This is a genomic window from Paraburkholderia xenovorans (genome assembly GCF_046030735.1).
Taxonomy (GTDB): domain Bacteria; phylum Pseudomonadota; class Gammaproteobacteria; order Burkholderiales; family Burkholderiaceae; genus Paraburkholderia; species Paraburkholderia xenovorans_A.
In genome coordinates this window covers 1-13,365 of record NZ_JAQQBV010000035.1, presented here as the reverse complement: position 1 = coordinate 13,365, position 13,365 = coordinate 1, and the positions used below count along the sequence as shown (strand labels likewise).

The following is a 13,365-nucleotide window of genomic DNA, read 5'->3' as shown; positions in this document are numbered from 1 at the left end:
GACGCATGTCTATTGCGGTGCCGGTGATTTGCCTAGACTCTTATATAAGACTTCGCGAAACGGAACGCCTCCCGAGGCCAACCGCTTCGACGAATACATCAATCACCTATCCATAACAGGCAGCCAAGGAGCACACCATGTCCCGCGAACAACAAGCCAAACAACTTCAACAGCAATGGGAAACCGATCCGCGCTGGAAAGGCGTGAAGCGCACCTACACGGCTGAAGACGTGATCCGTCTGCGCGGTTCCGTGCAAGTGGAGCACACGCTCGCAAAGCGCGGCGCGGAAAAGCTGTGGGAGAGCGTCAACAACGAGCCGTTCGTGAACTCGCTCGGCGCACTGACCGGCAACCAGGCGATGCAGCAGGTCAAGGCCGGCCTCAAGGCCATCTATCTGTCGGGCTGGCAAGTGGCGGGCGACGCGAACGTGGCCGGCGAAATGTACCCGGATCAGTCGCTGTATCCGGCCAACTCGGTGCCGCTCGTCGTGAAGCGCATCAACAACACGCTGACGCGCGCCGATCAGATCCAGTGGTCGGAAGGCAAGAATCCGGGCGACGAAGGCTACATCGACTATTTCGCACCGATCGTCGCCGATGCTGAAGCCGGGTTCGGCGGCGTGCTGAACGCGTTCGAACTGATGAAGGCGATGATCGAAGCCGGCGCCGCGGGCGTCCACTTCGAGGATCAACTGGCTTCGGTGAAGAAGTGCGGCCACATGGGCGGCAAGGTGCTCGTGCCGACCCGTGAAAACATCGCCAAGCTGACGGCCGCGCGTCTCGCCGCCGACGTCTCCGGCACGCCGACCGTGCTGCTGGCCCGCACCGACGCGGAAGCCGCGGACCTGATCACGTCGGACGTCGACGACAACGACAAGCCGTTCCTGACCGGCGAGCGCACGGTGGAAGGTTTCTACCGCACGAAGCCGGGTCTGGACCAGGCGATTTCGCGCGGCCTCGCCTACGCGCCGTACGCCGACATGATCTGGTGCGAAACCGGCAAGCCGGACCTCGAGTTCGCCAAGAAATTCGCGGACGCGATCCACAAGGAATACCCGGATCAACTGCTGTCGTACAACTGCTCGCCGTCGTTCAACTGGAAGAAGAACCTCGACGACGCGACGATCGCGAAGTTCCAGCGCGAACTCGGTGCGATGGGCTACAAGTTCCAGTTCATCACGCTGGCCGGTTTCCATGCGCTGAACTATTCGATGTTCAACCTGGCGCACGGCTACGCCCGCAACCAGATGACCGCGTTCGTCGAAATGCAGCAGGCCGAATTTGCTGCGGCAGAAAAGGGCTTCACCGCGGTCAAGCACCAGCGCGAAGTCGGCACCGGCTACTTCGACGCGGTGACGCAAACGGTCGAGCGCGACGCGTCGACGACCGCGCTGCATGGTTCGACCGAAGACGAACAGTTCTTCGACAAGAAAGTCGCCTGATTTGCGCGCTCCCGCAGCCTGATCGCGGGAGCCGCAATACGGACGGTGGGCACGACGACGAACAAGCGGCCCCGTTAGAGGGCTGCCGTCACAGGGAGGAGAAACCGTCGCGGCGGCAGTTGCGCTTCGAGGGGCTGGAATCTGGGAGAGAGAGAGAGTGCAAGACAGTGGTGGTCGGAAGTGTATGGAACGCGCCGGCTTCATCCCCAGCGCGTTTTTTACAGCACAACCGTCCTAGCGATACACGATCACCGGAATTTTCGTATGCGTCAGCACGCGCTGTGTTTCGCTGCCGATCAACAGACTGCCGAGACCGCGGCGTCCATGCGAAGCCATGAAGATCACATCGCACCCGCCCTTCTCCGCCGCTTCGATGATGCCGAGATACGGCGCCGGATGCACGCTCGTGTGGCAATCGAACACAACGCCCACTCTGCGCGCCGCCAGTTCCACCTCGCGCAGATGCACGCGCGCCTCACGTTCGCTACGCTGCAGGAATTCGGAGGGCGGCTCGACCGCCACGTCGGAAAACGGCGAGTACGGATATTGCGGCAAACACGCGTAAGCCGTCACGCGCGCGTCGACGGCCTGCGCGAGATCGATCGCGCCGTCGATCGCTTTGCGCGACAGGTCTGAACCATCGGTCGGAACCAGAATGTGCCTGAACATGATGTCCTCCGTCGCCGGCTGTGCGCAGCGCGGCGTCAGCGTCCAGCGGGGCCCGGCAGAAGCCGCTCCAATGGATTGTAGGTCGGGGAAACGCATGCACGCGTCGATTGAAGGGTCTGTCCGATTATCGGAAACCCGTGACGGATCGCTCGGCCATGTCCGGCGCGGCGCGCCGTCAGCCCCAATAGTCCGGCTGGCCGTACGTATGCTTGAGAAAATCCAGGAACAACCGCACGCGCAGCGGCAAATGGCGGCGCTGCGGAAATACCGCATGGATGCCAATCGGCGGCGCCGCGAATTCGTCGAGCACGCTGACAAGGCGCCCGGCGGCCATATCGCTGCCGACTTCCCACCACGAACGCCACGCGAGACCGTGGCCGTCGAGGCACCACTCGTGCAGCACCGCGCCGTCCGAACATTCCATCGTGCCGGACACCTTGATCGACACCACTTTATCGCCCTGCTGGAACATCCAGCCGCGCTGCTGATTGGCGCTCGCGCCGAACGCGAGGCAGTTGTGCTGCGCGAGGTCGGCGAGCGTGTGCGGCGCGCCGCGCCGGCTCAGATACGCGGGCGACGCCACGCACACGCGGCGGTTTTCGCCGAGTTTGAGCGACACCAGCGACGAGTCCGGCAATTCGCCAAGCCGCACCGCGCAATCGAAACCCTCGTTGACCAGATCGACCAGCCGGTCGGACAGATCGAGCGTGATCGACACGTCCGGATGCGCGACGGTAAAGGCCGGCACCAGCGGCGCGACGTGCCGCCGCCCGAAGCCGGCCGGTGCGGACAGCCGCAGATGGCCGCTCGCCTTCACGCCGCCCGCCGACACGCTGGCTTCGGCGTTCTGCATGTCGTGAATCACGCGCTGGCAGTCTTCGAGAAACGCCGAGCCTTCGAACGTCAGTGTGATCTTGCGCGTGGTGCGCACCAGCAGTTTGACGCCGAGGCGCTCTTCGAGCGCGTCGATCCGGCGGCCGATGATCGCGGGCGCGACGCCCTCTGCCAGCGCCGCAGCGGACAGGCTGCCCTTGGCCGCGACGGTCACGAAAGTCTCGATCTGCTTGAAACGGTCCATGGGATGGCAGCGCCGCAAGGGCGCGGCAAAGTGGTCGGTGCGCGCCAGATTAGGTGGATGAAAGTAAAAGATCAAGTGATCTTTCGGCTCTTTTTTAGCGTAGACCATCACTAATACAATCGGTCCTGACCTCTGACAGGAGTGCACGGCAATGTCGGCCACAACGACACTCTCCCCTCAAGCAGTGATTTTCGACGCGTACGGCACGCTTTTCGATGTGCATTCGGTGATCGCTGCCGCGGAGCAGATGTTCCCGGGCCACGGCGACGCGCTTTCGCAGTTGTGGCGTCTGAAGCAGATCGAATACACGCAGTTGCGCACGCTCGCCGCGCCGGCGGATGCGCCCGGCGCGCACTACCGGCCGTTCTGGGACATCACGCTCGACGCGCTGCGCTTCGCCGCAAAAAAACTCCAGCTCACACTGAATCGCACCGCCGAGAAGCGGCTGATGGACGAGTACGCGTGCCTGTCCGCGTTTCCCGATGCGGTGCCCGCGCTGCGCGAGTTGCGTGGAACACGTGAATCGCGTGAATCGCGTGAATCGCACGGGCCACGCGGCTCGCAAGCCGCGCCCGGCGTCGCGATTCTGTCGAACGGCAATCCGCAAATGCTCGACATCGCCGTGAAGAGTGCCGGCATGACGGGTCTGTTCGACCACGTCCTTTCCGTCGACACAGTACGCGCCTATAAACCCTCGCCCGCCGCTTACGCACTCGGCACGCACGCGTTCGGCGTCGAGCCGCGCGAGATCGTGTTCGTGTCGTCGAATGGTTGGGACGTGGCGGGCGCAGGCTGGTTCGGCTTCACCACTTTCTGGCTCAACCGGCACAACGCGCCCGTCGAAGAACTGGGCGTGAGCCCGCATGGCACGGGCAGAGGCATGAACGATCTGCTCGTTTTTCTGAAGACCCTCGCGTCGTCCGACCGCTCCAGCGGCAGCCGCGCGCGCCACAGCCCTGGCGCATGACGGCTGCTACGCCCCGGAAACCACACGACGGACTTCAACCTCATTTCAACCGCATCTCAACCTCTGCATCTTTGCAATCTGACCGACCAAGGAGAAAACATGGCGAATTCGCTGTCATCGTTGCCGCTGCCGCAGGGCATGGAAATCACCGCTGAACTCAAGCCGGGTTATGAAGCGATTCTCACGCGTGAAGCGCTCGAACTCGTCGCCGCGCTGCATCGCACATTCGAACCGCGCCGCCAGCAGTTGTTGCAGGCACGCGCGGAACGCACGAAGCGTCTCGACGCCGGTGAGCGTCCTGACTTCCTCGCCGGGACGAAAGCAATCCGCGAAGGCAACTGGACCATCGCGCCGCTGCCGCAGGACCTGCAATGCCGGCGCGTCGAAATCACCGGACCGGTCGAGCGCAAGATGATCATCAACGCGCTGAATTCAGGCGCGGATTCGTACATGACCGACTTCGAAGATTCGAATGCGCCGAGCTGGGACAACCAGATCACCGGCCACATCAATCTGAAGGACGCGGTGCGCCGCACGATTTCGCTCGAACAGAACGGCAAGTCGTACAGGCTGAACGACACGGTCGCGACGCTGATCGTGCGCCCGCGCGGCTGGCATCTGGACGAGAAGCACGTGACGGTGGACGGCAAGCGCGTGTCCGGCGGCATCTTCGATTTCGCGCTCTTCATGGTTCACAACGCGAAGGAACTGGTCGCGCGCGGCTCGGGCCCGTACTTCTATCTGCCGAAGATGGAGAGCCATCTGGAAGCACGTCTGTGGAACGATATCTTCGTCGCTGCCCAGGAGGCGGTCGGTGTGCCGCGCGGCACGATTCGCGCGACGGTGCTGATCGAAACGATCCTCGCCGCGTTCGAAATGGACGAGATTCTGTACGAGTTGCGCGAGCATAGCTCCGGTCTGAATGCGGGCCGCTGGGACTACATCTTTTCGGCAATCAAGAAGTTCAAGGCCGACCGCGATTTCTGTCTCGCCGATCGCTCGCAGATCACGATGACGTCGCCGTTCATGCGCGCGTACGCGCTGCTGCTGCTGAAAACCTGCCATCGTCGTAATGCGCCGGCAATCGGCGGAATGAGCGCGCTGATCCCGATCAAGAACGATCCGGCCGCGAACGACAAGGCGATGGGCGGCGTGCGCTCGGACAAGGCACGCGACGCCGGCGACGGTTACGACGGCGGCTGGGTCGCGCACCCGGGGCTCGTGCCGATCGCGATGGAGGAGTTCGTCAAGGTGCTCGGCGACAAGCCGAACCAGATCGGCAAGCAGCGCGACGACGTGCTCGTCACCGCGACCGACCTGCTGGATTTCCGTCCCGAGACGCCGATCACCGAAGCCGGTTTGCGCAACAACATCAACGTCGGCATTCACTACCTGGGTTCGTGGCTCGCGGGCAATGGCTGCGTGCCGATTCACAACCTGATGGAAGACGCGGCGACCGCGGAAATTTCGCGCTCGCAAGTGTGGCAGTGGATCCGCTCACCGAAGGGCAAGCTCGACGACAGCCGCAAGGTCACGGCCGAACTGGTGCGGGAATTGTCCGCGCAGGAACTCGGCAAGGTGAAGCTGGCCGTGGGCGGCGATACGAAGCCTTACGAGCGCGCCGCGCAGATCTTCGAACAGATGTCGACGTCGGAGCAGTTCACCGACTTCTTGACGCTGCCGCTGTACGAGGAAATCTGATACGGGCGATTCGTCTCGCGTAGCAGCGAAATCTTTTGCATCAGCAGCGAACGACGCAGTAGCAAGACCGCTTGCGCCAGCCCGGCGAGATACGCAAGCGGCTTGCATGTCGCAAGGCTGACCGACCGACGGCCCGACAGGCTCATGCTTGTCGGGCTGTTTTTTTCCGGTACGGCTAGCGCGTGCTGCGGTGCGCGACCCAATCGCCCGATTTGATTTCCGGCAGGCCTTTCGCCGCAGTCGGCGTGATCGGATAGAACCGGCAATTGACGACATTGCCGTCCACTTTCAGCATCACGTCGCGTGCGAGAAACCGATCCTCGACGCCTGGGTAGACGGCTTCGATCTCGTCGAGCACGGCGACCAGCCGGTCGTCGATTTCGTAGACATCGCCGATCACGTCGACGCCCGCTTCATCGACGACGAGGCCCGGATACGCGCCGAAGTCGAACAGATGGCCGCGCACGGTAGCCGAGCCGAGCAGATTCGGCGCGTCGATTTCATTGCGGGCCGCAGCCTCGCTGATGTCGTTCACTTCGCCGGCGCGCAATGTGCCGTATACAAAAACGGTTTGCATCGTCGTGGGTTCTCCTTGAGGTTTGAGTTGAGTCCGGCATGAATCCGGTTTGAATCCGGTTTGAATCCGGCAACCAGGGTTGAGTCGCGTCATTCGAGCGGCGCGCTCGCGACGAGCACGCCGTCGATATCCGCATAGATCCACTCGCCGGGGCGCACCAGCGCGCCCGGCAATTGCACCGGCACGTCGCGCGCGCCCGCGCCGAGTTGCTGGCAGCGCCGCGGGCACGTGGTCAATGCCGCAACGCCGATGTTGATTTCATTGAGCTCGAGCGCATCGCGCACACAGCCATTGATCACGATCCCGGCCCAACCGCTCTGCTCCGCGAGCTGCGCGAGGTTGCCGCCCACCAGCGCGCTACGCAGGCTACCGCCGCCGTCGACCACCAGCACGCGGCCCGCGCCCTTCTCTTGGAGCACCGCGCGCACGAGGCCATTGTCTTCGAATACTTTCAGCGTGAGCGCTTCGCCGCTGAAACTCTCGGTGCGGCTAAACAGATGAAAGACCGGCTCGAGCACGCGCAACGTGCCGAGCGCCAGTTGATCCTCGTGTGCGTCGCACAGGTCCGCGGTGGCAAAGCTCATGAGGGTCTCCGGTGGATGAGGGCGATCGGGTCATTATGCAACGGCGATGCAGGTGCAGCACCTACAATGAGAAGCCCATTGGGCTTTCGGGTTCCATCCAGATAACCGGTCATCGCCATGAATTCGTCCGCCGACGCCAATCTGGCGAGCTTCGTTCATTTTGCCGACATCCCGCCGGAGTTCGAGCCGACGCCCACGCATCCGATCCGCGTGCGCTCGCGGTTGATGCCGGCCGGCTGGCATATCGCGCGTCATACGCATGCGTGGGCGCAGGTGGCTTACGCGTCGCGCGGCGTGCTGCGGGTCGCGACCACCGGCACGACGTGGATGGTGCCGCCGTCGCGAGCCATCTGGGTGCCGCCGCATGTGACGCACGAAGTCGTGTCCGTCGAAGATGCGTTCCTGCGCACCCTTTACATCACTGAAAGCGCGGCGCCGCCCGGACTCGATACGCCGCGCGTGGTCGAGGTATCGGATCTGCTGCGCGAAGTGATCGCCGCGCTCGACACGTCTGGCATTTCGGCGACGCGCGAGCGTCTGCTCGGCGAGCTCGCGCTCGATGAACTGACGCGTTCGGAGCCGCTGCCGCTGTCCGTGCCGATGCCCAATGAAAAGCGCCTGCGCGCGCTATGCGAAGCGGTGATCGCCGATCCGACCAATAGCGACTCGCTCGAGCAATGGGCGTCGAGCGTGGGCGCGAGCACGCGCACGATCGCGCGGCTGTTTCGTCAGGAGTTGGGCGTGAGTTTTTCGCAGTGGCGTCAGCAGGCGATACTCGCGCGCGCGATTCCGCTGCTGAGTCAGGGACGGCCGCTGTCGCATGTCGCACAGGAACTGGGCTATCAGAGCCAGAGCGCGTTTTCGGCGATGTTCCGACGCGCGTTCGGCGAAAGCCCGCGAGCGTTTATCGAGCGTGGCGCCGAGCATCGCACGGTGCACGGCGAACATAGCGACGCCGACGCGGATGACGAAGCCGCCCGCAATAGCTCAGGTACAGCGAACGATGCCGAACGATGACGGTATTGGCTCGACGCGCGGGGAGAGAGACCTGCTTGCATGGGCGAGCCGCGAGATCCGGATGACAACAGAGTAAGCGGCGTAGCCAGAGGCGCGATTGACAACGCCACTAGCGACACGTCACACGCGCCGCGCCAGATGACGGATCGCGCCGAGTTGCGCAAGCCGCGGCCCGGCGAGCTTATAGCCCTTGCGCTGGTAAAGACGCGCTGCGGGATTGTCGACGAACACACGCAACTGCAACTCGCGTAACCCGCGCTCACGCGCCCACTGATGAGACATATCGAGCAGATAAGTGCCGGCGCCGAGCCGCCGATGTCCTTCGGCGATCTGTACGTCGCGGATATGCAGCGAATCGCCTTCCTGCGTGATGCGCAACACGCCGATCGGCATACCGTCCACTTCGAGAATGAAGTTCTCCGACTCGCGCCAGCTCCCGAGAAACAGATCGCCTCGCCAGACCAGATGATGCCGGCGATAGTAGCCGCCCATGTTGTTGCGAGTCAGCGCTTCGGCAAACTCGAAATCGTCCATGCTGGCTTTGCGCAGATGAAACGGCGACGGAGCTTCGGTTGGATCGAACATGGTGGAACGACGAAGATGAGTCGGGTCAACGGTAAAACAGCCCACGCCCGCTGGCAATGGCTGTTTGTCCCGACGAGCATACCCAGGCGACGCGGACTTCGGAAATAAAAAAAGCCCACTTCTTTCGAAGTGGGCTTCTCTCAATCTGGCGGAGCGGACGGGACTCGAACCCGCGACCCCCGGCGTGACAGGCCGGTATTCTAACCAACTGAACTACCGCTCCAGATCTTTGCATCCTGGCCGGCGAGCTTTGCTCGCTAGCCGCATCATTCAACCATCTAACCGAATGACGCCGATGACTTGGCGTCCCCTAGGGGATTCGAACCCCTGTACTCACCGTGAAAGGGTGATGTCCTAGGCCTCTAGACGAAGGGGACAACGTACTGCTTACACCTTTAATGAAAAAGCCCGTTCAAGTTCCGATGAACGGGCTTTGTCTGGCGGAGTGGACGGGACTCGAACCCGCGACCCCCGGCGTGACAGGCCGGTATTCTAACCAACTGAACTACCACTCCAGTCTTTACATCCTGGCTTGCGAGCGTTGGTTTTTTCTCTGCAAACTGCGCTTCTCTACTGCTAACCGGGACTTAACCCGAAACACTAAAGCGACGCTGATGTTTGGCGTCCCCTAGGGGATTCGAACCCCTGTACTCACCGTGAAAGGGTGATGTCCTAGGCCTCTAGACGAAGGGGACATAATCTTTTCAGATCTGTCTTTATCTTGCTGCTAACTCACGCTAACTTCTGTTACGTCAGCAGCAAAGACCGATATTCTAACTACCTTACCGCTGTTTGTGAAGTCTTTTTTACTACAAGTCCCACACTTCGGAACCACTTCACTCTGCTCTGATGGTGGGGTAAGCGGGATCGAAAAACTCCCTGCAGACCTTTGCCACCAAAGGGTCTCGTCAATCTCAAACCCCATCGGGTACGACTTGGGGTACATGATCTACGATTTGACGCTTTCCAGCAACATCTCGCTCTGAAACACCCTCGTGCAACCTGTCTCGGGAGTCACAGCAGCGAAAAACGCAATTATACGCAGCTACCTTTTCACCACGCAAGAATTTTCTGTCGTTGCCGTGCCCGACCGGCCAACGGCCTCGGATGCATATCAACCTAGACACCTGACCCATACCCGGGACGACACAAACCCCTCAAAGCTCCCGCGATCGGATAAAGTCAGACAAACCATCGCCCTGTACAGGGGTTATCGGGGATAAGAATGCCAAGTGCAAAAACTGCTAGACGCAAAAAAGCCTCCCTTGATGATCGATTTGACTTTGTCGGTGACGCCGTGGCGCCAGGCAGTCGAGCCGCACTTCGACCGGCGATCTTCGAGGTCGAGGAGAAGGACTCAGGCGCAGAGCGCAGTCTTAAGCTCTGGCGCAAAACCGGCACGCAGCTCGATGACGATCTTCGTCAGCTCTGGCTGCACGAGATGCGCCAAGTCCAGCGGGTTATGTCCTATGCAGGGGCTCGTGACGTAATTGTCGATATCCTGGAATTCGTCGAGGACGAGCAGGATTTCGGCGTGCTATTGGAGCGGGTCGGGCATCCGCTGACGGAAAAACTCAAGAGGGTTTCGCGCCAGCACTGGCTGCGCAATCTGGGCGCCTCCCGGCCTCGAATCCTATTCTGGAAGAACATCAAACGAGTTGTCACCGCACTCGGCATCGTTCACGCCCAAGGTCTGGTACATGGACACGTCGGGACAGACGTGGTCATGACTGAGGGCGCCGACGAACCGGACTTCCAGCTCGGAGGCTTCGAATGGAGTTTGTGGCTCAGCACCGATCTCCCTGACCGGTCGCATGCAAAACTTGGAATGACTGCCGCTGCCCATAGGAACGAAAGCTACTCCTTCGCGCAAGATTGGCATGCAATCGGCCTAATGATCGCGGACTGCCTCGATTCCATAGTAAAAGCGTCAGGCGATGTCTATCCCGCAGGCCGCAACGATCCGGCCATTGTCCTGAATGTCTCCGAACGCATCTTGTTAAAGCGGCTGGTTACGCCAGCAAGAATGGATCAGATCGACGCAGACTCGATTGGGAGCGCGATTGACGATCTGATCGCAAGCGTTGCTCATTCCGCGTCCGCACGCGCTGGCACATTCATCCTGAATTTTGCCCGGCATTCAAAGCTCGGCGAGGTAGTCTATGAAGCAACTGACGGCGAAATTCCGATTGATGAATATCGTCGCCAGCTAGATTGGGTTCGAGCCGACCTGGATGGCGGAGCAACTCTTCTGGTCCCTCGATCCTTTGATCCCGCGACGAGCTCACTCAAACTTGTAACCGCCACGATGGTCTACAGGCTCTCTGCCTTTCGGGACGAAGGGTCGGCCGTGTGGGACATCGCTATCTGCCAGAAGGTCGAACTCAAGAAAGAGACTTTCGGCCTGGGCGACAACGAAGAACATAGCTTGCTTCAGCCCTTGATGATCGCGGGAAATGTCCGCGAGGCGCGCGAAGCACGAGGTCGTCTTGGGGCAGACGCACTCGATTGGAGCACATTCGCAAATCCCGTCCGGGATACAGCGGAACCGAGCGAGGGCGACACGATCCGCGATGCGCTCCTGCTCGTGCAAACGGTCGAAGCGGTGGTCAAGGCCCTAGAGGTCTACCCGGTCGAAATCTTGGATACCGACCTACATAATGGTCGCCGATCGGTGACCATTCGAGCCGAACCCGACAACGAACGGGACCGTGTTGCCAAAAAAGTCGGATTATCAGAAAGCGCAGCTGCTCTTAAGCGCCTCTTCGAAGAAGAGCATCGCGATGCCGAAGCGAAGTGGCAACTTTGCCGGGCGGCCGGACTGGGATCCACACGAACCAGCGACGTCGTGGCGAGCTTTGTCGATGTCGTTGATCATCGCGGCCGACGTGCTTACCGGTTCGAAATCGACGAGGACCTTCGCGATGAAGGACCATTTTTTCTGCGTACCGAGCGTGACACCGGCACAGAGCAAGTGATCGCCCGGCGCTTGCGCAATATCAAAGCGTTGAATACGCGCGTCGACCTAGTTGAAATGCTGGCTGACCCATGGCGAGTTCGACGCTCAAGCCGAGAAGACTTCAGCGAAGATGCGCGCATGGATGAAGCGTTCCTTGATCTGGATCCACCAAAGCAGGACGCCCTTGTGGGCCTTTGGTCTACTCTACCGTCGTTTTTCGTGGTGGGACCACCCGGGGTCGGAAAGACTAAACTTGCGACCGAGGTGGTTAGACGTCGTTTTGCCGCAGATCGCTCGACCCGGATGCTGATTAGCGCCCAAGGCCACGACGCCCTCGACAACCTGCAGGACAAGATCAGGGAGACCCTTAAGAAAGCAGGACTAGATGACGTTCTCGTTGTCCGGTCGACAACGTCCGAGCGGAGAGCCACCAGCAACGAAGAAGTTCATCGAGCTGGACTCGACTATCTGGAGCGTCTGTCTGAAAGCGCTCTCGCTCGCACAGCGCCAGAACCGATACGCGCCCGCATTGCAGAGTTAAAGGCTGCTGCAAGCCGCCTCGAACAAGCGAAAGACTCCGTGAACAAAGAGCAACGATCCGGCTTGGGCGCGGTGTCGCATCTTGTGCTGGACGCAGCGAACATTGTGATCTCAACGGCCAACTCTTCCGATATTGAAAGCCTTGTCGAGGCGCGAGAGCAATTCGATTGGGTCATCGTCGAGGAGGCTGCCAAGGCGACGGGGCCCGAATTGATCGGCCCACTTATGCTATCGGGCCGCCGGCTCCTGATCGGGGATCACCATCAGTTGCCGCCATTCGAGGCTGACCGGCTTGTGCAAATTCTCAGTGACCAGAGCCTAGTGAGCGAAGCGTTGGCGATTGCCGACCAATATGTGGGCGCACTACTGCGTGATGGTGAACTCGATGGACTGGAACTGATCGCCTCCGATCCAGCCGGACTGAAGGCCTCGACAGATATGGCATTGCGTCTACTTGAACCGTTCCGCACCTTCGTTGAGGACGACGAGCGGCGCAGGCACGCCAATCCCACGCATCGTCCGATCGCGGCGACGCTTACCGAGCAGCGACGAATGGATCCGGCCATAGCGGAGATCGTCTCGAAAGCTTTCTACGGCGGTCGGCTGAGCACAGAAGTCAATCGCGCACGTGCCGCCGAAACAGAGGCCTCACCGGTCATACAGCTCGGGGCCCTGCCACAATCGCCTGTGGTCGTAGTCAATTTCCCGCATGTAAGCGCTACCGGCCATGCTGCCGAAATGGAACGCGGTCGGCCACGTTGGCATAATCCCGCCGAAGTAGCGTCGGTCATTCACGTTCTGCGACATTTGCGCGCGCGCGACACCAGCAAACCGCCAACTCTTGCGATCCTCTCCCCATATAAGGCGCAAGTCGACAAGATTCACGAGCGAATTGTATCCGCGAAGGCGCACCACCTGAGCCACCTGAGCGACTTTGTACCCGTTCGCAGCGACGGCGCTTTTGTTGGCACGGTTGACTCTTTTCAGGGTAGCGAAGCCGACGTCGTCATCCTGTCGCTGGTGCGAAATAATCCCCGCAACGCGCTGGGCTTTCTGCGCGATCGACGGCGCATGAATGTCGCACTGAGCCGCGCCAAGGCACAGTTAATCATTGTCGGCAGCCTCGACTTCCTCTCCGAAGCCGTCCGGGCCGTCAATCCCGATGCGGAGGATCACGACCTCTCCTTTCTTGCCGAGATAGCCGACGCTATAAGGAACCTCGCTTCGAGGAAAAGAAATGGTGTAC

Annotated in this window: 10 protein-coding genes and 4 tRNA genes; 5 read left to right on the top strand and 9 right to left on the bottom strand. The window is 61.0% G+C overall.

Annotated elements, in window-relative coordinates; genetic code table 11:
* Window positions 1-137 precede the first annotated feature (137 nt).
* The gene (aceA, locus tag PQQ51_RS27330) at window positions 138-1,442 is read left to right on the top strand and encodes an isocitrate lyase (RefSeq protein WP_408500194.1); all 1,305 of its coding nucleotides are present in this window, start codon (window positions 138-140) and stop codon (window positions 1,440-1,442) included.
* Window positions 1,443-1,676: 234 nt separating this feature from the next.
* Here the strand turns inward: aceA and PQQ51_RS27325 are convergent, their stop codons facing one another.
* Both PQQ51_RS27325 and PQQ51_RS27320 read right to left on the bottom strand, forming a co-directional pair.
* Window positions 1,677-2,111: a universal stress protein gene (locus tag PQQ51_RS27325; RefSeq protein WP_408500193.1), complete on the bottom strand. Its 435-nt coding sequence runs from the start codon at window positions 2,109-2,111 to the stop codon at window positions 1,677-1,679.
* A 175-nt stretch (window positions 2,112-2,286) separates the two neighbouring features.
* The gene (locus PQQ51_RS27320; RefSeq protein WP_408500191.1) at window positions 2,287-3,189 is read right to left on the bottom strand and encodes a LysR family transcriptional regulator; all 903 of its coding nucleotides are present in this window, start codon (window positions 3,187-3,189) and stop codon (window positions 2,287-2,289) included.
* 151 nt (window positions 3,190-3,340) lie between these two features.
* Here PQQ51_RS27320 and PQQ51_RS27315 point away from each other — a divergent pair, with 151 nt between their 5' ends.
* Both PQQ51_RS27315 and aceB read left to right on the top strand, forming a co-directional pair.
* Window positions 3,341-4,156 (top strand): (S)-2-haloacid dehalogenase, encoded by an 816-nt coding sequence (locus tag PQQ51_RS27315; protein WP_408500190.1) that lies wholly within the window; start codon window positions 3,341-3,343, stop codon window positions 4,154-4,156.
* 99 nt (window positions 4,157-4,255) lie between these two features.
* Window positions 4,256-5,857: a malate synthase A gene (gene aceB / locus PQQ51_RS27310; RefSeq protein ID WP_408500189.1), complete on the top strand. Its 1,602-nt coding sequence runs from the start codon at window positions 4,256-4,258 to the stop codon at window positions 5,855-5,857.
* A gap of 175 nt (window positions 5,858-6,032) precedes the next feature.
* Here aceB and PQQ51_RS27305 read toward each other — a convergent pair whose 3' ends face one another.
* A complete protein-coding gene (locus PQQ51_RS27305) occupies window positions 6,033-6,434 on the bottom strand; it encodes a gamma-glutamylcyclotransferase family protein (protein ID WP_408500187.1) in 402 nt (133 codons plus the stop codon).
* 89 nt (window positions 6,435-6,523) lie between these two features.
* Window positions 6,524-7,018, bottom strand: coding sequence for a ribonuclease E activity regulator RraA (rraA, locus tag PQQ51_RS27300; protein ID WP_408500186.1), 495 nt, complete (start codon window positions 7,016-7,018; stop codon window positions 6,524-6,526).
* Window positions 7,019-7,135: 117 nt separating this feature from the next.
* On the opposite strand from rraA, the gene PQQ51_RS27295 reads away from it, so the two are divergent.
* Window positions 7,136-8,035: an AraC family transcriptional regulator gene (locus PQQ51_RS27295; RefSeq protein ID WP_408500185.1), complete on the top strand. Its 900-nt coding sequence runs from the start codon at window positions 7,136-7,138 to the stop codon at window positions 8,033-8,035.
* Window positions 8,036-8,155: 120 nt separating this feature from the next.
* Here the strand turns inward: PQQ51_RS27295 and PQQ51_RS27290 are convergent, their stop codons facing one another.
* From PQQ51_RS27290 to PQQ51_RS27270, 5 genes are all read right to left on the bottom strand, one after another.
* Window positions 8,156-8,620, bottom strand: a complete 465-nt coding sequence (locus PQQ51_RS27290; RefSeq protein ID WP_408500184.1) for a GNAT family N-acetyltransferase — start codon at window positions 8,618-8,620, stop codon at window positions 8,156-8,158.
* Window positions 8,621-8,766: 146 nt separating this feature from the next.
* Window positions 8,767-8,843 (bottom strand) — tRNA-Asp (locus tag PQQ51_RS27285).
* A gap of 78 nt (window positions 8,844-8,921) precedes the next feature.
* A tRNA-Glu gene (locus PQQ51_RS27280) sits at window positions 8,922-8,997 on the bottom strand.
* A 61-nt stretch (window positions 8,998-9,058) separates the two neighbouring features.
* Window positions 9,059-9,135 (bottom strand) — tRNA-Asp (locus PQQ51_RS27275).
* A 104-nt stretch (window positions 9,136-9,239) separates the two neighbouring features.
* Window positions 9,240-9,315 (bottom strand) — tRNA-Glu (locus PQQ51_RS27270).
* Window positions 9,316-9,845: 530 nt separating this feature from the next.
* Between PQQ51_RS27270 and PQQ51_RS27265 the strand changes: the two genes are divergently transcribed.
* On the top strand, window positions 9,846-13,365 hold a 3,520-nt coding region (locus PQQ51_RS27265), incomplete at its 3' end, for a DEAD/DEAH box helicase (protein ID WP_408500182.1).